Consider the following 22943-nt stretch of genomic DNA (forward strand, 5'->3'; position numbering starts at 1 on the left):
TCAGGAGAGCAGCGCGGCCAGCGGGGCCTTGGCCGTGTCCGGAAGGACCTTCTCCAGCCGCACGGTGTCGCAGCCCACCCACGTCGCCGCCTCGCGCAGTGCGACGGCCATGGCATCCAAGGTCCGTTCCGCGACCCGCGCTGTCCCGTGCGGGACTTCGAACGACAGTTGCCGCGCGACCAGCGTGCGTCCTTCGCGGGCCGGGTCGACGCGGCCGAGCAGGCGTCCGCCCGCGAGCAGCGGCATGACGAAGTATCCGTGCTCGCGCTTGGCCTTCGGCACATACGCTTCGAGGCGGTGGTGGAAGCCGAAAACCCGTGCGGTGCGCGGTCGGTCCCACACCAGCGAGTCGAACGGCGACAGCAGCGTCGTGCGGTGGCGGCCCTTGGGCGCGTTCGCGAGCTCGGTGGGATGCGCCCACGCGGCGACCGGCGGCGTACCGGCGGATGCCGCGCGCCTCGCCCCGACCGCCTTCCGGCGGCCCGGCACATCGCCCCACCCTTCCACCGCGACCGGCACGAGCGGCGTTTTCGGCAGTGCCGCCTCGACCTGGGCCCGGGTGAGGCGGTACTGGTCCATCAGGTCGGCGGTGGTCGCGACGCCGAGCTGGCGCCCGGCCAGGGTGACGAGTGCGCGGATGCAGGCGTCGTCGTCCGGCTCGCGAGCGAACAGGTCGGCGGGGACGGCGCGCTCGGCGAGGTCGTAGACCCGCTTCCAGCCCTTCCGCCGGACACAGACCACGTCTCCGAACGCCAGTGCGCGTTCGACGGCGATCTTGGTGTCACTCCAGTCCCACCACTCGCCCTTGTTCTTTGCGCCGCCGAGTTCCGTCGCGGTCATCGGCCCCTCGGCGCGCAGCCGTTCCAAGACGGCGCTGTAGGCGTCCTCGGACACGTGTTGTCCCCACACGTGTCCGAGGCTGCGGAAGTGGCGCCTGCGGAACGCGAAGTGGGGCCACGACGACAGCGGCAGCACACACGCGGCGTGCGACCAGTACTCGAACGCGGCGTCACCGGCCCAGTACGCGTCCTCCACCGCGGCCCGGCCGACCGCGCCCAGGCGCGCGTACGGAACGAGTTCGTGCGAGCGGGCCAGCGTCGAGATGGTGTCCAACTGCACGGCGCCGAGCCGGCCGAGCACGCCGTACACGCCGGCCCGTCGCTCCTGGGCCCCGAGGACCCCTTGAGCACGCAGGATGACGCGCCGTGCGTCGTCGGCGGTGAGGGTGTGGACGGGCGAGGGCAGAGGGCTCATGGGCAGCACGATAGAACAAACGTTCGCAAAAAGAGGGGTCAGCGCACCGGGACGGGCGGGTCCGTGGCGAGTCGGGCGTGCAGGTGTTCGTCGAGGAAGCCGCCGTCCGGGGACGGAAAGGCCTCCCGCATCACGCCTTCGAGTGCAAATCCGCAGCGGCGGGCGACCGCACAGGACGCCGTATTGGCGACCGCGTGCGCGAGGGAGACGCGGTGCAGACCGAGCGCGCCGAAGGCCCAGCGGGTCGCTGTGTCCACGGCGTGCGTCGCGACCCCGGAGCCGCGCGCGTGCGGCATCACCCAGTAGCCGACCTCGGCGCAGGCCATCGCCTCGTCGATGTGCTGCACGCTGACGTCGCCGAGGACGTCCCCGGTCACCGCGTCCATGACGATGAAGCACGCGTGGTGGCCCTCGGCCCAGAACCCGACCCGGCGCTCCAGCCACGCGTGCGGATCGGCGCGCGTCTCGTCGCCGGGCGGGCTCGGTGCACGCCAGCGCCGGATCTCCGGGTCGCCCAGCGCCACCCGGGCGGCGTCGATGTCCGCCAGGGTCCACGGGCGAAGCTGATACTTGCCGGCGGCGATCTCGACGGGTTCCATGGCCCACATTGTGCCCCTGCGCGCGTGCCTCCCCGTCGCTTGCGTCCTCGCATACCATGGCTCCATCGGTGGGACGGGCCCCGCCGTGCCGTTTCGCAGAGGCGAGGCGGGCGCCGCTCGGCAAGGAGCTCACACAGCGTGTCCATCTTCGACAAGGTCCTGCGCGCCGGCGAGGGCAAGATCCTGCGCAAGCTCAACCGCATCGCGGATCAGGTCGACTCCATCGAAGAGGACTTCACCGACCTCTCGGACGCCGAGCTGCGCGCGCTGACCGACGAGTACAAGGAGCGGTACGCCGACGGCGAGACGCTCGACGACCTCCTCCCCGAGGCCTTCGCGACGGTCCGCGAGGCAGCGCGCCGCACGCTCGGCCAACGCCACTACAAGGTGCAGCTCATGGGCGGGGCGGCGCTGCACCTGGGCAACATCGCCGAGATGCGCACCGGTGAGGGCAAGACCCTGGTGTCGACGCTGCCGGCGTACCTCAACGCGCTCGCCGGCAAGGGCGTGCACGTGGTCACGGTCAACGACTACCTCGCCGAGCGCGACTCGGAGTGGATGGGCCGGGTGCACCGCTTCCTCGGCCTGGAGGTCGGCTGCATCCTCGCGAACATGCCGCCGCACGAGCGCCGCAAGGCCTACAACTGCGACATCACGTACGGCACCAACAACGAGTTCGGCTTCGACTACCTGCGCGACAACATGGCGTGGAGCCAGGAGGAGCTGGTCCAGCGCGGCCACTTCTTCGCGGTGGTCGACGAGGTCGACTCGATCCTCATCGACGAGGCCCGTACGCCGCTGATCATCTCCGGCCCGGCCGACCAGGCCACCAAGTGGTACGCCGACTTCGCCAAGCTGGTGACACGCCTCAAGCGCGCCGAGCCGACCACCGACGGGTCGACGCCGGTCGGCGACTACGAGGTCGACGAGAAGAAGCGCACGGTCGGCATCCTGGAGTCCGGCGTCGCGCGCGTCGAGGACTACCTGGGCATCGACAACCTCTACGAGGCCGTCAACACGCCGCTGGTCGGCTACCTCAACAACGCGATCAAGGCCAAGGAGCTGTACAAGCGCGACAAGGAGTACGTCGTCGTCGACGGCGAGGTCCTGATCGTCGACGAGCACACCGGCCGCATCCTCGCGGGCCGCCGCTACAACGAGGGCATGCACCAGGCGATCGAGGCGAAGGAGGGGGTGGACATCAAGGACGAGAACCAGACCCTCGCCACGATCACCCTCCAGAACTTCTTCCGCCTCTACGACAAGCTCGGCGGCATGACCGGTACGGCCATGACCGAGGCGGCCGAGTTCCACCAGATCTACAAGCTCGGCGTCGTGCCGATCCCGACGCACCGCAACGTGCAGCGCATCGACCAGTCCGACCTCGTCTACAAGACCGAGGAGGCGAAGTTCGCCGCGGTGGTCGACGACATCGTGGAGAAGCACGAGAAGGGCCAGCCGGTCCTGGTCGGCACGACGAGCGTCGAGAAGTCCGAATACCTCTCGAACCAGCTCCGCAAGCGCGGCATCCCGCACGAGGTGCTCAACGCGAAGCACCACGAGCGCGAGGCACAGATCGTCGCCCAGGCCGGCCGCAAGGGCGCCGTGACGGTGGCGACCAACATGGCGGGCCGCGGCACCGACATCATGCTCGGCGGCAACCCCGACCACCTCGCCTCCGCAGAGCTCGCGCAGCGCGGCCTCACCCCGGTCGACACTCCGGAGGAGTACGAGCGGGCGTGGCCGGACGCGTTGGAGAAGGCCAAGAAGGCGGTCAAGGCCGAACACGAGGAGGTCACCGCGCTCGGCGGCCTGTACGTCCTCGGCACCGAGCGCCACGAGTCGCGCCGCATCGACAACCAGCTCCGCGGCCGTTCCGGCCGTCAGGGCGACCCCGGCGAGTCGCGGTTCTACCTGTCCCTCGGCGACGACCTGATGCGCCTGTTCAAGGCCAACATCGTCGAGCGCGTCCTGACGATGAGCGGCATCCCCGAGGACGTCCCGATCGAGTCGAAGATGGTCTCCAACGCCATCAAGTCGGCACAGACGCAGGTCGAGCAGCAGAACTTCGAGATCCGCAAGAACGTCCTCAAGTACGACGAGGTTCTCAACCGGCAGCGCGAGGTCATCTACGGCGAGCGCCGCCGCGTCCTCGACGGCGAGGACCTGCACGAGCAGGTGCGGCACTTCATCGACGACACGATCACCGCGTACGTCGCCGGCGCCACCGAGGGCTTCGCCGAGGAGTGGGACCTCGAGAAGCTGTGGACCAACCTCAAGCAGCTTTACCCGGTCAGCCTCACCATCGAGGAGCTTGAGGAGGAAGCCGGCGACCGTGCGGGGCTCGACGCCGACATCCTCACCGAGCAGCTCCAGGCCGACGCGCAGGCGTCGTACGACGAGCGCGAGGAGAAGCTGGGCGCCGAGGTCATGCGCGAGCTCGAACGCCGCGTCGTGCTGTCGGTCCTCGACCGCCGCTGGCGCGAGCACCTGTACGAGATGGACTACCTGCAGGAAGGCATCGGCCTGCGGGCGATGGCGCAGCGTGACCCGCTGGTCGAGTACCAGCGCGAGGGCTTCGACATGTTCAACGCGATGATGGAGGGCATCAAGGAGGAGTCGGTCGGCTACCTCTTCAACGTCGAGGTGCAGATCGAGCAGGTCCCGGAGGCCCCGACCATCTCCGTCGACAAGGCCCAGCCGATGCCGCAGATCCAGGCCAAGGGCCTGGAGACACCGCAGCGGCCGACCCACCTCTCCTACAGCGCCCCGACCGTCGACGGCGAGGGGGGCGTCGTGACGACCGAGGAAGACCTCGACGAGGACGCGATCCCCGTCCAGCAGGGCGGCACCCGCGCGGAGCGCCGCCGCGCACAGCGGGCGGCCCGCAAGAAGAAGCGCTGACGGGACGGCCGCGCGCGGCCCGGCCACGGCGCCGACCAGCGCCACGGCCGTGGCTTGCCTGAGCGGCCTCCCCGCGTGATCGGTCAGGCAACGTGTCAGGTTTGTCCGCGTAGGGCCACCGCACCGCTCGCGTCGGTGCGGTGGCCCTTGTGATCTGGGCCCCGAAGCCGCCCAGGGCGGGTGCCTACGGCGGTGCGTCGAATTCCGTCGCGCGCCAAGCTCAGCGGTAGCGCAGGGCCGTGCAGATCCAGATGGGCGGGCGGTCGGGGCGTGCTCGCAGGGTGGTGCGGTCGAGGCGTACTGCGACGGCTTGGTGGCGGTCTGGGCCGTTCAGGCGGAGGCGGAGGAAGCCCTCGGCGGTGTCGTCGGTGGGGGCGGTCGCGTTCGAGGCGACGAGGGAGACGCCGACGACGCCGCGTGCGCCGAGTTCTCGTTGCAGCCGGGCGATGCGTCCGCGCACCTCGTGCGGGACGCGTTCGCCGAGTTGATGCAACGGCCGCGCCCCGGAAAGGACTTCGGTCAGTGCGACGGCGAACCGGTGCACTTGGCGGCGCGCTTCGGCCGGGTCGGGTTCGCGCGGTGTGGCCGGGGCGGGCGCGCCCACCAGCCGCAGGTACGGCGGCTCCATCGCCGGCGGGCGTGTGGGGAACGGGATGACGGTGGCGCCAGGTGGGCCGGACTCCGGTTCGTCGTCCGGTTCACACCGCGGCGCGCGCAAGACGCGCAGCGGCGGGAGCGGTTCGCCCGCCACGATCTCCTCGGTTCCCGTCGTCTCAGTGACTCCGGCGGGCGGGCGGACGAGTTCGAGCCGTGCGACGGTCGCCCGCGCGGCGTCGTGGGCCGGTTGTGCGGGGGCGTCCCACGTGGGGCGGTGCACTGGGGAGATGGCGGATGCCGTGGATGTGGAGGAACTCCACGGCCCCGGCGCGCCCCGTCCGAGAGCAGTTGCGTGCGGCGAGCCGCCTGTCGGCACGCCGTCGGCGGACACGGGTTCCCCGTCGCGTCGGCCGCCGAGCGGGGCGCGGCCTTCGCCTGCCGCGCGGTCGTCGGTGAGGGCCGGCATTCCGTTGCCGGTGATCGTGTGTTCGTGGTTTGCCGACGGGTCCGGCCGGCCGGAATGGTGGTTGCCGGTTCGCGTGCCGCGGCGGTCGCTGCCGCCGCCGGTCGCGGGCCTCGGCCGGTCGGTGCTGTGGCTGACCTCCGACGGCCGCCGGAGTCCGTGTGCGGTGCGGCCGGTCTCCCCGGGGCGCTTCGATCGGGCGGCGTCGCCGCGTTCCGCCGGTGCCGTCCGGGTGTCCGCCGCGTCGGCGGGTTCGGTGCTGTGCTGGACCATCGGTCCTCCCCGTTGTGCTGAATGCGGGCTCGGCCGGGGAGTGGGCGTGCGGCGTTTTCCCCCGTCGCGCGGCCATCCCCCCGAGCGCCGCTTTGGGGCATTTGCTACCCTGCGGGCCGCAGCGGAGTCAAAACAGCGGGTTGGCCCCGATGTCGGTCCGTGCCGTCCGTGGTGCGCGGGGCGTACGCCGGGACAAAACCCGGCGAAACCGTTGATTCCCCCCTGCGGATTCGTCCGTCGGGCGCTCGCTGACCTCGTACGATGCACTCCGGCGGGCCCGGCCGATTCACTGTCGGATTCATACGTACGGGCGCCGCCCCCCGACCGCCCCCACTCCCTGGAGCCGACATGCGCGTGTACGTCCCCTCAACGCCGAGCGCCCTGGCCGGCGTGCACCGGGAGAACGGCATCGCCCCGGCGCCCGTCCGCGCGTGGGCGGTCACCGGAAGTCTGCGCGCGTGGTGCGGCACCGAGGACGCAGAGGAACTGGAGTACGCCGCAACGGTGTTGGCCGGTCGCGCCGCCCTCGCGCTGATCGCCCGCGAGCCGGACGGCCGTCCGCGCCGCGTGGTCCTGGCCGCCGAGGTGCCGGACACCATCGTCGCCGAGGCCCCCGAAATCGGCCCCGGCGCGGTGCTGGTCGACGGCACGATCCCGGTCAAGCGCATCGCAGCCGTCCATATGGACGCGGCGGACGCCGAGGCCGCCGTACGCGCCGCCTTGGGGGCCTTGGAGGCGGCGGACGCGGGCGACGAGGACGCCGAGGCCCTGGTCGAGACCGTCGAGGAGCACGAGCTCATGTGGTACGCGACACAGGAGCTCGCCGATCTCGTGCGCTGATACGCCGCCGCATCGCCCCCGCGTACCGGGCACAATGCCCGAATGAGTATGTCGCGTGCCCGGCACATCGTGTGGGACTGGAACAGCACGCTCTTCCACGACATCGACGCAGTGCTGTCCGCCACCAACGACTCGTTCGCGGCATGCGGCATCCCGGCCATCACGCTGGACCGCTACCGCGACCTGTACTGCGTCCCGGTGCCGAAGTTCTACGAGAAGATCACCGGCCGGGTGCCCGGGCCCGACGAGTGGGCCGTGCTCGACGCGACGTTCCAGGCGTCGTACGCGCAACACGCCGCGGCGTGCGCGCTCACGCCCGGCGCCGACGCGCTGCTGCGCACCTGGCAGCAGACCGGACGCACGCAGTCGCTCCTGTCGCTGACCGACCACGACACCCTCGTGCCGTACGTGCGCCGCTTCGCGATCGACGGCCTGTTCGTGCGCGTCGACGGCCGTATCGGACCGCCCGGGGGCGGCAAGGCCGAGCACCTCGCCCGGCACCTGACCGCGCTCGACGCGGACCCGAAGACGGTCGTGGTGATCGGCGACGCGGCGGACGACGCGCACGCGGCACGCGACGTCGGCGCGTCGGCTGTTTTGTACACGGGCGGTTCGCACTCCCGCGCCAGCTTGGAGCGCGCCGGAGTACCCGTCGTGGACACCCTCGCGGAAGCCGTCGCGCTGGCCGAGAGCTGAAGCGCCGCCGTTCCGCGCACCGCGCGTCAAAACTCGGCAAACCGGGCAACCCGTTTGGCATGGATGCTGTCACGAATGTTCCGGAGCCGGTGAACGAGCCGGTGCACACCTACGCGCCCGGAAGCGCGGAGCGTGCCCGGCTTGAGGCGGAGCTGCGGCGCCAGGCGTCGGAGCCGGTGGAGATGACGCAGACGATCGGCGGCGAGCGGTCGTGGGGCGGCGGTCTGCGCGTGGACGTCGTGCAGCCCCACCGCCACCGGGCGCTGCTGGGGGTGTTCGCGTCGGCGACGCACGAGGACGCGCAGCGCGCGGCGGCCGCGGCCAAGGCAGCGGCGCCCGGGTGGCGGGCGATGGACTTCGACGACCGTGCGGCCGTGTTCCTGCGCGCCGCCGAACTGTTGGCGGGGCCGTGGCGGGAGCGCGTGGCGGCGGCGACGATGCTCGGGCAGTCGAAGTCGGTGCAGCAGGCGGAGATCGACGCGCCGTGCGAGTTGGTGGACTTCTGGCGTTTCAACGTGCATTTCGCGCGGCGCATCCTGGCCGAGCAGCCGACGAGTTCCACAGGCACGTGGAACCGGGCGGACCACCGGCCGCTCGACGGCTTCGTGTACGCGGTGACCCCGTTCAACTTCAGCGCGATCGCGGGCAACCTGCCGACCGCGCCCGCCCTGATGGGCAACACCGTGGTGTGGAAGCCGGCGCCGACGCAGATGGCGGCGGCCTGGCAGATCATGCGGCTGCTGGAGGAGGCGGGGCTCCCGCCGGGCGTGGTGAACATGCTGGCGGGCGACGGTGCGGCGGTGTCGGACGTGGTGTTGTCCGCCCCCGACTTCGCGGGCCTGCACTTCACCGGGTCGCCGCGGACGTTCCAGACGCTGTGGTCGACCATCGGCACCAACATCGGCCGCTACCGCGCCTACCCGCGCATCGTGGGCGAGACGGGCGGCAAGGACTTCGTCGTGGCGCACCCGTCGGCGGACCCGGCAGTGCTGAAAACCGCGCTGGTGCGAGGCGCGTTCGAGTACCAGGGCCAGAAGTGTAGTGCGGCGTCGCGGGCTTACCTGCCCAGGTCGCTGTGGGAGAGCGGGTTCCGCGACGAACTGGTCGCCGAGGTCGAGTCGTTGGCCGTCGGCGACGTCACGGACCTGGCGAACTTCATGGGCGCGGTGATCGACGAGCGCGCGTACGCCAAGAACAAGGCGGCCATCGACCGGGCGCACGCGACCGACGGCATCGAGGTGGCCGTGGGCGGCACATACGAAGCCGAGGTCGGCTACTTCGTCCGCCCGACCGTGCTGGTCTGCGACGATCCGGCCGACGAGGTGTTCACCACCGAGTACTTCGGGCCGATCCTCGCCGTCCACGTCTACGACGACGCCGCGTGGGAGCCGATGCTGCGGCAGATGGAGTCGGCGGCGCCGTACGCGCTGACCGGCTCGGTGATCGCCCGCGACCGCGCGGCTCTCGCGTACGCCACCGAGACCCTGCGATTCGCCGCGGGGAACCTCTACCTCAACGACAAGCCCACCGGCGCCGTCGTCGGCCAACAGCCCTTCGGCGGCAGCCGCGCGTCCGGCACCAACGACAAGGCCGGCTCGATGCAGAACCTGATGCGCTGGACGAGCACGCGCATCGTCAAGGAGACCTTCGTCCCGGCGACCGACTACCGCTATCCCCACATGGAACGCGATCTGGCAGGGCAGGTCTCCAAGTTCGCCGACGATGTGAAGGACGCCTTCACCGGCCGACCCTGACGGACGGATGCCATGCGAGGCTGACAGTGTCCCGAACGGGTGAAGGCGGGAGAACAGACCCGCACACGTGGCCGATCGCAGAGAGGATGGCGGCGTTGTGTCCAAAGACGCTGACGACGAGGAGCGGGACGTGACTGCCGAGCTTGACCTGTTTTACGCGCCGCCGCACGGTGGGTGGACGGTCGACGACTTGCCGGCCGTCGCCAGGACCACCGACCGTCGGTTCGAATTGCTGGATGGATCAATCATCGTGATGTCGCCACAGACGGTCTTCCACGCGCGAGTCAAGCGCCGTTTGCGTGACGTGCTCGCCACCCAGGCACCCGGCGGCATGGATGTCGAATTGGAGATGGCGGTCCAGATCACCCGCAAGTCGGCTCCGGAGCCCGACGTACTCATCTACCGCGACGATTACGACGACGAAGAAGCGCTGATCAGCTTTGAAGATGTCGTCCTGGCGGTGGAGATCGTCTCCAACGAATCCGAGGAGCGCGACCGGTTCACCAAGGCGTTCCGCTACGCGGTGGCCAAGATCCCGTATTACTGGCGGATCGAGCGTTACAAGGATGACGACAAGCGGCTCCGTGCCGAGATCCACGCGTACGAACTCGACACCTCAGCCGGTAAGTACGTGCCCGCAGCCCCGCCCGAGCGTGAGCGGCTGGTGGTGGATCTCGGGTTTCCGGTCGAGGTGGATGTGAAGGCCCTGTATCCGTGACCTCACCGCCGTGCGCGGCCTCGTTCCCGCCAATTGTTACGGGCTGCCACAAGGGGTGACGGGCGGTCCGATCGTGCAATACGTTCGGCGGGAAGCCGCAAGCCACTTCGAGTGAGGGGGAACGGCGTGATCAAGCGTGCGAAACGGAACGGCGCCATGCGGATCACTTTCTGCCTGCCCGTCGACGAGCCGCCGGGGCCGGTGAGCGTCGTCGGGGACTTCAACGACTGGGAGCCGGGGCGGCACACGTTCGTGCGGCGCAGCAACGGGACGCGGTCGGTGACCGTCACCGCTGCGCCGGGGCAGACACTGCGCTTCCGGTATCTGGGGGAGCACGGTGTCTGGTTCGACGACGAAACCGCCGAACACGACGGACAGAACGGCGTGGTCATGGTCTGACCGCTTGTGCACGGATTCGTCCGGCGCGCAATGCGTTGTCCACTTGACGCATTGTCGCGGCGCCGAGTGGATCCCTGACAGCCTGCGGACACCGCCCGGGCCGGGCGCCCGCCCCGTCCCGGCGGGGCGCGGGTAGCCTGGCGGGCGTGGGTGACCCTCGGCCCGCAACGCACGCCACCACGGTCGAGCCGTCGGGACAACGGTGTCCCGAGGGCCGCAGGTGACGCGCCGCTGCCGTTCGAGGGGCCCGTACGACAGACAAGTAGTCGGTCACGCAACGGCGCGCGACAGGGAGCAACGGCATCATGCAGAGCAAGCTGGACGAGGCGAAAGCGGATCTGCTGGCCCGGGCGGCGGAAGCGGCCCGGCAGGCATCGTCACAGCACGGAGGCGGCGAGGGGGCGGGGGACGTCGACCTGGACGTCCTGCTGCGGCGCTACTACCGGCACACCGCACCGGACGACCTGGTCGACCGCGACCCGGTGGACATCTACGGGGCGGCGATCTCGCACTGCCGACTCGCGGCGGCCCGTCCGCAGGGGACCGCCAAAGTGCGCGTGTACACCCCCACCGTCGAAGAGAACGGCTGGTCCTCGGGCCACACCGTCGTCCAGATCGTCACCGACGACATGCCGTTCCTCGTGGACTCGATCACCAACGAGCTGTCCCGGCAGGATCGGGCGATCCACGTCGTCATCCACCCGCAGCTCGTGGTCCGCCGCGACATCACCGGCAAACTCACCGAAATCCTCGACACCTCCGACGCCGGCGCGGTGCCCGACGACGCCGTCGTCGAGTCGTGGATGCACGTCGAGATCGACCGCGAGAGCGACCGCGAGGACATCCGCGCCATCGAAGAGGGCCTCCAGCAGGTCATGGACGACGTCCGCGAGGTCGTCGAAGACTGGGCCAAGATGCGCGGCACCGCAGTGCGGATCGCCGACGAACTCGCCGAGAACCCACCGGCGTTGCCCGGTGAGGAGATCGGCGAGGCCTGGGAGCTGCTGCGCTGGCTCGCCGAGGACCACTTCACCTTCCTCGGCTACCGCGAGTACGACCTGGTCACCGTCGACGGGGAGGACCAGCTCCGCGCGATCCCCGGCACCGGGCTCGGCCTGCTGCGGCCCGACCAGAACATGTCCGCCTCCTTCAGCCGGCTCTCGCCGCAGGCCCGCGCGAAGGCCCGGGAGAAGAAGCTCCTCATCCTCACCAAGGCGAACTCCCGTTCGACGGTGCACCGCCGCTCCTACCTCGACTACGTCGGCGTCAAGAAGTTCGACGCCGACGGCAACGTGGTCGGCGAACGCCGCTTCCTGGGCCTGTTCGGCTCGCTGGTCTACACCGAGAGCGTCACGCGCATCCCGGTCGTGCGCCGCAAGGTGCAGAACGTCCTGGAGATGGCCGGCTTCCCGCCCGCCAGCCACGACGGGCGCGACCTCCTGCAGATCCTGGAGACCTACCCGCGCGACGACCTGTTCCAGATCCAGGTCCCCGAGCTGTACGACATCGGCATCTCCGTCCTGCACCTCCAAGAACGCCGCCGCCTGCGGCTGTTCCTGCGCAAGGACGAGTACGGCCGCTTCTTCTCCGCGCTGGTCTACCTGCCCCGCGACCGCTACACGACCGAGATCCGGCTGCGGATGCAGGACATCCTGCTGCGCGAACTCGGCGGCTCGATCATCACCTTCACCGCCCGCAACACCGAATCGGTGCTCGCCCGCCTGCACTTCACCGTGCGCGTGCCGAAGGGCTCGGCCCTCGGCGACCCCGACGTCGAGCACATCGAGCGCCTGCTGGCCGCCGCAATCCGCTCCTGGGCCGACGAATTCGCCGAGGCGCTGGTCAGCGAGTGCGGTGAGGAACCGGCCGCCGAGCTGTCGCGCGCGTACGCCAGGGCCTTCAGCGAGGGCTACAAGGCCGAGTACACCCCGCGTGCCGCGGTCGCCGACCTGCGCCGCATCGAGGCGCTCGACCCGAGCCCCGACGTCGCGGACTTCACCCTCAACCTGTACCAGCCCATAGGAGCGCTCGCGGGGGAGCGGCGCTTCAAGATCTACCGCACCGGCGGGCCGCTGTCGCTGTCCGAGGTGCTGCCGATCCTCCAACGCATGGGCATCGAGGTCGTCGACGAGCGGCCCCACGAGCTGCGCCGCGCCGACGGCCGCGTGGCGTGGGTGTACGACTTCGGGATCCGCCACGACCCGACGCTCGAAGCGGGCGACGACGTCAAGCAGCTCTTCCAGGAGGCCTTCGCCGCGGTATGGACCGGCAAGGCCGAGTCGGACGGCTTCAACGCGCTCGTGCTGCGTGCCGGGCTGACGTGGCGGCAGGCGATGGTGCTGCGTGCCTACGCCAAGTACCTGCGCCAGGCCGGATCCACGTTCAGCCAGGACTACATCGAAGACGCTCTCGTCGGCAACGTGCACATCTCGCGCCTGCTGGTGAACCTCTTCGAGGCCCGCTTCTCGCCCCGCCACCAGCACGCCGGGACCGAGCTGGTGGACAGCATGGTCGAGGAGCTGGAAGGCGCCCTCGACCAGGTCGCGAGCCTCGACCAGGACCGCATCCTGCGCTCGTTCGTCGCGATGGTCCGTGCGACGCTGCGCACGAACTTCTTCCAGAAGACCGACACCGGGGAACCGCACGACTACCTCTCGCTCAAGTTCGACCCGCTCGTGATCCCCGACCTTCCGGCGCCGCGCCCGAAGTTCGAGATCTACGTGTACTCGCCGCGCGTCGAGGGCGTGCACCTGCGCTTCGGCGCGGTCGCGCGCGGCGGCCTGCGCTGGTCCGACCGGCGCGAGGACTTCCGCACCGAGGTCCTGGGGCTGGTCAAGGCGCAGATGGTGAAGAACACCGTCATCGTGCCGGTGGGCGCCAAGGGCGGATTCGTCTGCAAGCGCCTCCCCGACCCGCAGACCAACCGCGAGGCGTGGATGGCCGAGGGCATCGCCTGCTACCGCACGTTCATCTCGGGGCTGCTCGACATCACCGACAACCTCGTGGGCGGCAAGGTCGTGCCGCCGAAGGGCGTCGTGCGCCACGACGGCGACGACACCTACCTGGTGGTCGCCGCCGACAAGGGCACCGCGACGTTCTCGGACATCGCCAACGAGGTGGCGTCGTCGTACGGGTTCTGGCTCGGCGACGCCTTCGCGTCCGGCGGCTCGGCGGGCTACGACCACAAGGGCATGGGCATCACCGCGCGCGGCGCGTGGGAGTCGGTCAAGCGGCACTTCCGCGAGCTCGGCCACGACACCCAGACCGAGGACTTCACCGTCGTGGGCATCGGCGACATGTCCGGCGACGTGTTCGGCAACGGCATGCTGCTGTCCGAGCACATCCGGCTGGTGGCGGCGTTCGACCACCGGCACATCTTCCTCGACCCCGACCCGGACCCCGCGGTGTCCTTCGCCGAACGCCGCCGGCTGTTCGAACTGCCGCGCAGTTCCTGGGCCGACTACAACCCCGACCTGATCTCCGCGGGCGGCGGGGTGTTCCCGCGTACCGCCAAGTCGGTCGTGATCAGCCCGCCGGTCCGCGCGCGCCTGGGCCTGCCGGACGACGTGACCCGGCTCGCCCCCGCGGAGCTGATGCGGGCGATCCTGGGGGCCCCGGTCGACCTGTTCTGGAACGGCGGCATCGGGACCTACGTCAAGGCCTCCACCGAGTCCAACGCCGACGTCGGCGACAAGGCGAACGACGCCATCCGGGTCGACGGCGCCGACCTGCGCGTCAAGGTCGTCGGCGAGGGCGGCAACCTCGGCTGCACCCAACTCGGACGTGTCGAGTTCTCGCTGGCCGGCGGCAGGATCAACACCGACGCCATCGACAACTCCGCCGGCGTGGACACCTCGGACCACGAGGTCAACATCAAGATCCTGCTGAACCAGGTTGTCACGGCCGGCGACATGACCGGCAAGCAGCGCAACACGCTCCTGGCCAAGATGACCGACGAAGTGGGTCGGCTGGTCCTGGAGAACAACTACGAGCAGAACTACGCGCTCGCCAACGCGGTCGCGCAGGCCCCGGCGCTGCTCCACGTCCACATGCGCTACCTGCGCAAACTCGTTCGCGACGGGCACCTCAACCGCGAGATCGAATTCCTGCCGACCGACCGGCAGTTGCGCGAACGCCAGCAGGCGGGCGTGGGGCTGACCGGGCCGGAGCTGGCCGTGCTGCTGGCCTACACGAAGATCGTGTTCGCCCAGGAGTTGCTGGCCTCCGACCTGCCGGACGACCCGTTCCTGCGTGCCGAACTGCACCGGTACTTCCCCAGCGCGCTGCGGGAGAAGTTCGGCGCGCAGATCGACGCGCACGCGCTGCGCCGCGAGATCATCACGACCCGTGTGGTGAACGACCTGGTCAACCTGGGCGGGATCTCGTTCATCTTCCGCCTGCGCGAGGAATCCGGCGCCGCGGCGGCCGAGATCGCCCGCGCCCACCTGGCGTCGCGCCAGATCTACCGCGCCGACGACATCCTGGAGCAGATCAAGGCACTCGACAACCAGGTGCCGGCCTCCGTGCAGACCAAGATGCGCCTGCACATGCGGCGCCTCGTCGAGCGGTCGACGCGGTGGATGCTGGGCAACCGGCGCGAGATCGACATCGCGGAGCAGATCGCGTTCTTCGCCGAAGGGGTCGCCGACGTCGTCGCCCACCTGCCCAAACTGCTGCGCGGCAGCGACCTGGCGTGGATGGACAAGATGTACGCCGAGTTCACCGAGGCGGGCGTGCCGCACGACCTGGCGACCGTGGCCGCGGGCTTCTCCACCTCGTACGCCGCGCTCGACATCGTCGAGGTGGCCCGCGACTCGGGGCACGGCGTGATCGAGGTCGCCGAGGTGTACTTCGACCTCGCGGACCGGCTGCCGATCGCGTACCTCCTGGAACGCATCGTCGAACTGCCGCGCGACGACCGGTGGAAGTCGATGGCCCGCGCGTCGCTGCGCGAGGACCTCTACGCGGCCCAGGCCGGGCTGACGTTCGACGTGCTGTCGTCGGGCGGCCCGGACGCCACGCCGGAGATGCGCTTCAAGGCGTGGGAGGAACGCAACGCCTCGGTCATCAACCGGGCCCGGACCACGCTGGAGGAGCTGCGGGAGGCGGAGTCGTACGATCTTGCGACGCTTTCGGTCGCCATGCGGGTGATCCGCACGCTGCTGCGCAGCGGGAGCATGAACTGAGCAGGGACCGCCCCCCGGGCTGACCGCGGCGGCCCGGCTGCCGAACCCCCAACGCCTCCGGGGCCGCAGGTGAGTCCTGCGGCCCCGGAGGCGTGTTCGGTCACATGTGCGGGCGCGTGGCCACCGCCGGCCCGGAGGGGCCGGGAGCGCGCCCGCAGGCGACGGTGCGCCCTGCGGACCGCTCCGGACGCTCAGCGGCGTGCGGCGCCCTCGGCCTCCGGGCGTCGGGGTGCGGGCACCTCGTGGCGCTCCAGCAGCAGCAGGTCGTCGCGCCGGCGTTCCTTCAGCAGCCACCAGGCCGTCAGGTAGAACGCGGCCGGCAGGCCGGTGGGGGCGAGCAGCCACAGCGGTCCCTGGAGTGTGACGGTCAGGATCGCGGTCCACAGGTGGATCATGCCGAGCGTCGCGGCGCGGCCCAGCGCGCCGTACCCGTACCGCAAGGTGTCGCGGACCGCCAGGATGCTTCCCGCGCACAGCGCGGCCAGGCCGGCGGCCAGGGCCGCGGCGACCATCAGGAGGGAGTCGAGGCCGGCGAGCTCGTCGCCTTCCCGGCGCACCGCGACGGCCATGACAGCGAGCGCCCCCGCACCCAGCACCATGGCCGCCCCCTCGATTGCGAGTGCGGTGTACAACGTCCGCAGCAGCGCTGTTCGGCGGCTACCTCTCATCTCCTGTCCCCCGCTTCCGTTGCCCCCCGCCCCGATGAGTCGGTCCGACATTTTGTTGGGGCAGTCCCCGTGTCAATGGTGTGCACGTTACGCCTGTGGACCCTGCCAGACCGACCGACCCCCTCAGGTGGCGGAATCGTAACGATCGTGGGCCGACTGCGTCCCTGCATCGACAAATCGCCAGGCCGGTTCGGGCAAAACCCCAGGCAGGAGCCGATGTACAGCCTGCACATCACCATATTTCGGCCGACCGACAGCGACTTGCACCGTGACGGAACCGAAATCCGTGGGGCTCACCACAACTTCGTCTGCGGTGCCGCGCCGAGTTGGTCCGCGGCGCGCCGCAATGTGCCGACCAGCAGCGCGAGATCGGTCGGTCCGATCGTCGGGCGGCCGGACGCGGCGGCCGTACGGCGGCCCAGCGGGGCGCCCATGTCTGTCCACGTCTGGCGGACCGCGGTCGGCCGCAGCGTCGCGGTGCGCGGCATGCGGCCGGTGACGCGGCCCGTCTGGAAGGGGTGCACCGCGCCGTCCGATCCGCGGATCAGCGCACGGCCGGGGTAGTCGTCGTCGAGGGCGCCCGCGTCGTCGATGTGGATCAGCGCCTGCGAGGCCGCCGCGTCGTCGGTGCGCAGGGCGACCCGCAGGTCCGCCTCCGCGGTGGCCTCCAGCGAACCGGCCAGTGCCGGCTGGCCGGTGGCGACCGCGAGGTGGACGCCGAGCGGCCCGCCGCGGTGTACGACGTCGGCGAGGCCCTTCACGAAACCGGGGAACTGCCGTGCCAGACGCTCGATGTCGTCGACCGCGACGAGTATGCGCGGCAGCGGCATGCCCGAATCATCACGGAACGCCGTGAAAGCCATGCCCCGCAGCAGATTCTCACGCCGCGTCAGCTCGCCGAGGAGCGCCGAGACGGCGTCCGACGTGCGGGCCGCGTCGGGTTCGTCGAGGTAGCCGATCGTGTGCGGGAGGTCCGCACACGCCGCGATGCCGTCGGGAGGCGCCTCGGGGTCGAGGTGGGTGCCGCGTACCAGCACGAGGCCGAGGTGGTCGGGCCGGTTGGCCACCGCGAGCGACGCCACGAGCGCGGTCAGCAGCTCGGTCTTGCCGGAGCCAGCCGTGCCGCCGATGACCATGTGCGGGCCGTCGTTGTCGAGGTCGACGGTCACCGCGCCGCGCACGTCCGCGCCGAGGACCCCGCGCGCGGTGCGCCCGGCCTCGCGCCACGCGCCCAGCACCTTGGCCGGCGTCATGAGGTCGAAGCCGAGCAGGTCCAACAGCCGTACGGTCTCCGGCAGCGGCGACACCCTGCGCGTCGCGGCCTCGCGCAGGGGAGCCAGCGCGCGGGCGAACCGGTCGGCCCACGCGGGGGAGACGGCGTCGGCGACGATGTCCTCGATGCGGTGCGCCGCCGGGCCGATCAGCGACAGGCGCGTCCCCACCTCGCCGACGACGCGCCCGATCACCGCGCACTGCAAGGGCAGTTCCTCCGCGCGGTCGTCGAGGCACAGTGTGTGCACGCCTGCGGCGGGGCCCTCGGTGAGGAGCCGGACAAGCTCCGGGCGGGCCGTCAGCGCGCCCGAGCCGTCCATGACGACGACCGAGCGCCGCCGGGGGCGTGCCGCCGTGTGCGTGTCCTCGGGGTGCTCCCGCGCGCGGTCGACCCGGTCGAGCAACTCGCCCGTACGCGCCAGGACCTGATCACGTGTCAGGCCGAGCAACAGCCGGCAGTCCTGGCCCTCGGCGGGCCGCAGATGCGGCAGCCAGCGCAGCCACGTCCAATCCTCCGCGAGCGCCGGATCCGCGCACATCAGCACGATTTCGAGCTCGTGCGGTCCGTGCAGCGCGGCCAACTGCGCGACCAGCGAACGCGCCAGGCCGAGCAGGCGCGGACGCGGACCGGCGAGACCCAGCACCGCGTCCTGCAACGACACCGTCACCGGCGCGGCATACGCGGTCAGCCGCCGGACTCCCTCCGCATGCGCGATCGTCACCTCGGATGGAATGTCGCCGGTCCCCAGCCGCACCGCCAGCCGGTCTCCCGGATCTCCGTGCCGTTCCCACACACGCATCGGGACGTCCGGCCGCCCGCGCTCGCCCGCCCCGGCGTCGAGCGCGGCGAGGAGCAGCGTCGCCAGGTCGGGACTGCGCGCGCGTCTGCGGCGCACCTCCTCGACGACGGCCAGCCGCGCCTGATCCTCCAACGCGGCCCGCTCGGCCGCCACCGCGCGGCGCCGGCCGGCGAACCCCAGCCTGCGGGCGGGCGGTTCGTCGGGAAGATCGATGCGCACCGGCTCGACGGGCGGTGCCGGCCGTCGCGGGAGACGCGGCAGCACGACGTGCCCGAGCCCGTCGGGGCGCGGCCCGTCGGCGGGCGGGGGCTCGGCGTCGTACGGCAGCGGCATCACGGCGGTGAGCGTCGTCTCGCCGAGCCGCAGCAGCGATCCGGGGCGTACGCGCAGCGGCTCGCGGCCGACCGGCTGTCCGTCGAGCGTCGTGCCGTTCGTCGACCCCAGGTCGGCGACGCGGACGTGCCCCGACGGCCCCGGCGTTATGGTCAGTTCCGCGTGCAACCGTGAAAGATCGGGATCGCCGATCCGGATCTCCGCCTCGGGCGCGCGGCCGATGCGCACGGTGCCCTGCCGCAGCAGGTGCACGCCGCCCGCGTCGGGGCCGCCCACCACGCGCAGTTCCGGCGAACCGGTCGCGGGCGACGCCGGCCCGGGCATGCCGATCGTCACCAACGCGCCGTCCACCAGGGGCGGTCGGCCCAGCGGGGTGTTGTCCGCGAGGCGCGTGTCACCCACCCAGAACCGCTGCCCGTCAGCGCCGGACGTCGAGCGCAGCGCACCCGCGACCGCCCCGAACGTGGTCCCCGTAGGCGCCGTGACGAGCACGTCCGCCCCCGGCCCCTCCCCGCGGGAACCGAGCACGGTCAGCCGGATCTGCATGCTCCTCCGTCCGCCCTGCCACACCCTTGCGTGCCCATCGCGCGCGTCATGCGACATGCACGGTACGCATCCTCGCATCCGCGACGAGGATGGCACTCCCGGCCGCGGATGGGAACGATCATGCGAAGGACAGCCGGAACGCGCGCAGTTGCCGCCACCGTTTCGCGAATCCGCTGCCGCGTACGCCATATCGGACGCTGCCGTATCCGGAAACCGCACAGTCGGTCCCGGACACCGGCCGAAGCCGTATACCGATGCCGACCCATTTGGGCAGACTCGTCTGGGGACGGTGTGTGACGAACCGGTTCGGCGACGCGCGCGTCCACGATCGCAAGGGGCCGCAGGCCCTCGGCGCGCGCCGCGGTGCTGTGACCGGTGAACCTTCCGGGTCACCGCACTAGGGTGTGCGCACAGCTGTCGGTAAGTCTGGGGAGCGCAGTGGACCGGCCGGTCGGAAGCAAGTACCTGCTCGAAGAGACCTTGGGGCGGGGCGCCAGCGGGACCGTTTGGCGTGCGCGCGTCCGCGACACCGGCGAGGTCGTCGCGGTCAAGGTGCTGCGCGAGGAACTCGCGGGCGACCCGGACGTCGTCACCCGCTTCCTGCGGGAGCGCTCGCTGCTGCTGCGGCTGAGCCACCCCAACCTCGTCCGCGTCCGCGACCTGGTCGTCGAGGGCGAGGTCCTGGCCTTGGTGATGGACCTCATCGACGGCCCGGACCTGCGGACGTACCTGCGCGACAACGGCCCGCTGCCGCCTGCCGCCGCCGCGCTGACGATGGCCCAGGTCTGCGACGCGCTGGCCGTCACCCACGCGGACGGCGTGATCCACCGGGACCTCAAGCCCGCCAACATCATGCTCAACCGCAACGGTGACTCGCTCTACCCGATGCTCACCGACTTCGGCATCGCCCGGCTCGCCGAATCACCCGCGCTCACCCGCACCCACGAACTGGTCGGCACGCCCAGCTACGTCGCTCCCGAATCGGCCGAGGGCCGTCCGCTGAGCCCGTCCGTCGACATCTACGCCGCCGGGGTCGTGCTGTACGAATTGTTCGCCGGTCGCCCGCCGTTCACCGACTCCAACCCCATCGCGCTGATCCACCGGCATCTCGCCGACACCCCGACCCGGCCGCAGGGCATGCCCGACGCCTACTGGCTGGTGACCGAGCGCTGCCTCGCGAAGCAGCCGGAGCGTCGTCCGGACGCGGAAGGGCTCGGCTCGGCGCTGCGGATGGCGGCCGAGATCCTCCAGGGCTCGCGGCCGGACGACGGTGCGTTGGCGCGGCTGCTCGACGCATCGGCTTCGGCCGCCGGCGGTGCCGCGGCCGGGTTCGCCGCCGCGGGCATGGGCGGGCCCGACGACGCGACCCGCGTCGTGCCCCGCGGCACACCGGACGGATTCGGGGGCGCGACGGCTCCGCCGCCCGGCCCCCCGCCCGCGCCGCCCGGCCCGCCCGCGCCGGAACCCACACGCGTGCTCGACGAGGTGGTGCCGCCGCAGCCGTACCGGCCGGCCCCGCAGCCGCCCGGCTACCCGCAGCCCGCCTTGTACCGCGACGAAAGCCCGGCCCGGCAGGGCGGCCCGGCGCAGTACGCTCCGCCGCCGGCGCCGTACCGCGCACCCGAGCCGGTGCCGCGTCCGGCCCCGCCGCAACCGCCGCCGCAGCGCGAGGCCCCGCGCCCGCCCGAGGTGGCGCCGCCGCGCCGCGAGCCCCGGCGCGAACGCGAACCCCGTGAGCCGCGGCGCGGACGTGGCTTCCGGCTGTCGTCGATTCCCGGCCTCGGCTGCACGCTGGGCTGCCTCATGCGGCTGGCGATCTTCGCCGCGATCCTGTTCGCCATCTATTGGTTCAGCCCGCTGCGGGACTGGGTCAACAACGCCATCGACATCTTTGATCAAGTCAAGGGATGGTATGACGAGGTCAAAGACTTCGTGGACGGAGGCGGCAGCGGCGGGAGCGGCGACACGGACACCACCGGCGGCTCGGGCCAGTAACCCGCTTACACCGGCGCCCGGTTCGCCGCCGGGCGCATCCTCGGCGCCCGGTCGGAAACCCGCTCCGCGGACGAACGGGCAGGCCGGGGCACCCGCGTCCGGAACCGCCTGCGGCCCGACCCGCCCCGACTTACAGGTCGACAAATTGCTTCACCAAGAGAATGACACCCGCTTCGGATCCCCCACACCACGCGGGTTGGCACGTTCCGGCAGGTAGCCTTCGGGCACGGAAGTCTCGAAGGAAGTCCGGAGCACGTCCGAAGCCGGGGGAATCCGCCCGACGCGCCGGGGACATGGCCGGAAACGAGGCCGGAGACCGAGCCGGGACCGAGCCGGGGACACGGAGCAGCATTGGCACGCAGGATTGGCAGCCGGTACGTCGCCCTGAAAGTGCTCGGGCGCGGCGCGAGCGGCACCGTCTGGGCCGGCGAGGGACCCGAGGGCCCCGTCGCCATCAAACTCCTGCGCGAAGACCTGGCCTCCGACGAGGTGTTGGTCGCACGATTCGTGCAGGAGCGGACCGCACTCGTCAGCCTCGACCACCCCGGCATCGTCGGCATCCACGACCTCGTCGTGGACGGCGTCGACCTCGCACTCGTCATGGACCTGGTCAACGGCCCCGACCTGCGCACGCGCCTGGAGAGGGAGCGCGTCCTCAAACCCGCGCTCGCCGCCGCGATCTGCGCCGACGTCGCCGACGGCCTCTCCGCCGCGCACGCCGAGGGCGTCATCCACCGCGACGTCAAGCCCGAGAACATCCTGCTCGACACCGCGTACGGCCAAATCCGGGCCAGGCTCACCGACTTCGGCATCGCCCGCCTCGTCGACGCACCCCGCCGCACCCGGGCCACGCGCATCATCGGCACCCCCGACTACCTGGCCCCCGAGATCATCGAAGGCCTCCAGCCGACCGCCGCCGTCGACGTGTACGCGCTCGGCACCGTGCTGTACGAACTGCTCACCGGCTGGACCCCGTTCGGCGGCGGCCACCCCGGCGCGGTGCTGCGCCGCCACGTCACCGAACCGGTGCCGGGCATCCCCGGCCTCCCCGCGCCGGTCGCCGAAGTCCTCGCCTCCTGCCTGTCGAAGGCTCCCGCCGCGCGCCTGACGGCCCGTGAGGTCGGCGAGCGCCTGCGCGCCGCGCTGCCCGCGCTCGCCGGGCTGCCGCGCTTCGACGTGCCCGCCCCGGACGGCGGCGGGCATCCCGAGCGCGGTGAGACGCCGCCGCCCCTGCCCGCGGGCGTTGTGCCGCTGGTCTCCGGCACCGAGCCGGACGCCTCCCGCGACACCCACACCAATCTGGTCCGGCCGACCTTCTCCGCCCCGCCGGTCACCGCACCGCGCCGGCGCGCGACACACCGCAAGCGGCGCGGCCGGGCGGTGGCCGTGCTCGGCACCGTCCTCGTGCTGGGCATCCTCGGCGGCGCGGGGTGGTGGCTGGCGAAAGGCGACGACACACCGCCGCGCGAGCAGCAGCCGGCCGGGTCCACGGTGTCGCCGACCGCGTCCGCCGCCGACGGGACGATCCAAGGCCGCTCGGACGGCGTCTCGGCCTCCGTTCCGGCGTGGGCCGCGTGGGCGGGGCTTCCGGTCGCGCCCGTCCTGCTGATCGGCGGGCCCGGGGGGGGGGGGGGGGGGGGGGGGGG

The 22943-nt window shown here is 71.5% G+C and carries 14 protein-coding genes; 9 read left to right on the plus strand and 5 right to left on the minus strand.

The features are described from left to right. Entirely contained in the window at nucleotides 1-1254 is a 1254-nt protein-coding gene (locus tag ACRX5W_RS05525; protein ID WP_436786802.1) for a winged helix-turn-helix domain-containing protein, read from the minus strand. Between the two features lie 38 nt (nucleotides 1255-1292). Further along, on the minus strand, nucleotides 1293-1853 hold the full coding sequence (locus ACRX5W_RS05530; protein WP_436786803.1) for a GNAT family N-acetyltransferase: 561 nt from the start codon (nucleotides 1851-1853) through the stop codon (nucleotides 1293-1295). 138 nt (nucleotides 1854-1991) lie between these two features. Between ACRX5W_RS05530 and secA the strand changes: the two genes are divergently transcribed. After that, on the plus strand, nucleotides 1992-4757 hold the full coding sequence (gene secA, locus ACRX5W_RS05535; protein ID WP_436786804.1) for a preprotein translocase subunit SecA: 2766 nt from the start codon (nucleotides 1992-1994) through the stop codon (nucleotides 4755-4757). 220 nt (nucleotides 4758-4977) lie between these two features. On the opposite strand, the gene ACRX5W_RS05540 is transcribed toward secA, so the two are convergent. After that, entirely contained in the window at nucleotides 4978-6090 is a 1113-nt protein-coding gene (locus ACRX5W_RS05540) for an Rv3235 family protein (RefSeq protein ID WP_436786805.1), read from the minus strand. 348 nt (nucleotides 6091-6438) lie between these two features. Here ACRX5W_RS05540 and ACRX5W_RS05545 point away from each other — a divergent pair, with 348 nt between their 5' ends. The 6 genes from ACRX5W_RS05545 to ACRX5W_RS05570 all read left to right on the plus strand — a co-directional run bounded on the left by ACRX5W_RS05545 (nucleotide 6439) and on the right by ACRX5W_RS05570 (nucleotide 15683). After that, a complete protein-coding gene (locus ACRX5W_RS05545; protein WP_436786806.1) occupies nucleotides 6439-6930 on the plus strand; it encodes a DUF6912 family protein in 492 nt (163 codons plus the stop codon). Nucleotides 6931-6972: 42 nt separating this feature from the next. After that, on the plus strand, nucleotides 6973-7626 hold the full coding sequence (locus tag ACRX5W_RS05550; RefSeq protein ID WP_436786807.1) for an HAD family hydrolase: 654 nt from the start codon (nucleotides 6973-6975) through the stop codon (nucleotides 7624-7626). A 59-nt stretch (nucleotides 7627-7685) separates the two neighbouring features. After that, nucleotides 7686-9380, plus strand: coding sequence for an L-glutamate gamma-semialdehyde dehydrogenase (gene pruA / locus ACRX5W_RS05555; protein ID WP_436786808.1), 1695 nt, complete (start codon nucleotides 7686-7688; stop codon nucleotides 9378-9380). Nucleotides 9381-9510: 130 nt separating this feature from the next. Next, nucleotides 9511-10098: a Uma2 family endonuclease gene (locus tag ACRX5W_RS05560; RefSeq protein ID WP_436786809.1), complete on the plus strand. Its 588-nt coding sequence runs from the start codon at nucleotides 9511-9513 to the stop codon at nucleotides 10096-10098. 156 nt (nucleotides 10099-10254) lie between these two features. Beyond that, nucleotides 10255-10497 carry an isoamylase early set domain-containing protein gene (locus tag ACRX5W_RS05565; protein WP_436786810.1) on the plus strand — a complete coding sequence of 81 codons (243 nt, stop codon included), beginning with the start codon at nucleotides 10255-10257 and terminating at the stop codon, nucleotides 10495-10497. Nucleotides 10498-10802: 305 nt separating this feature from the next. Then, nucleotides 10803-15683 (plus strand): NAD-glutamate dehydrogenase, encoded by a 4881-nt coding sequence (locus ACRX5W_RS05570; RefSeq protein ID WP_436786811.1) that lies wholly within the window; start codon nucleotides 10803-10805, stop codon nucleotides 15681-15683. Nucleotides 15684-15874: 191 nt separating this feature from the next. Here the strand turns inward: ACRX5W_RS05570 and ACRX5W_RS05575 are convergent, their stop codons facing one another. Further along, complete coding sequence (locus tag ACRX5W_RS05575) at nucleotides 15875-16351, minus strand: hypothetical protein (RefSeq protein WP_436786812.1); 477 nt, start codon at nucleotides 16349-16351, stop codon at nucleotides 15875-15877. 293 nt (nucleotides 16352-16644) lie between these two features. Beyond that, nucleotides 16645-19302 (minus strand): FHA domain-containing protein, encoded by a 2658-nt coding sequence (locus ACRX5W_RS05580; RefSeq protein ID WP_436786813.1) that lies wholly within the window; start codon nucleotides 19300-19302, stop codon nucleotides 16645-16647. A 438-nt stretch (nucleotides 19303-19740) separates the two neighbouring features. Between ACRX5W_RS05580 and ACRX5W_RS05585 the strand changes: the two genes are divergently transcribed. Together ACRX5W_RS05585 and ACRX5W_RS05590 are read left to right on the plus strand one after the other, a co-directional pair. Further along, nucleotides 19741-21297: a serine/threonine-protein kinase gene (locus tag ACRX5W_RS05585; RefSeq protein WP_436786814.1), complete on the plus strand. Its 1557-nt coding sequence runs from the start codon at nucleotides 19741-19743 to the stop codon at nucleotides 21295-21297. A 351-nt stretch (nucleotides 21298-21648) separates the two neighbouring features. After that, nucleotides 21649-22943: serine/threonine-protein kinase (locus ACRX5W_RS05590; RefSeq protein ID WP_436786815.1), on the plus strand; the 1295-nt coding region annotated here is incomplete at its 3' end.

Source organism: Yinghuangia sp. YIM S10712 (genome assembly GCF_051388935.1).
In the GTDB taxonomy this organism is placed as follows: Bacteria; Actinomycetota; Actinomycetes; order Streptomycetales; family Streptomycetaceae; genus Yinghuangia.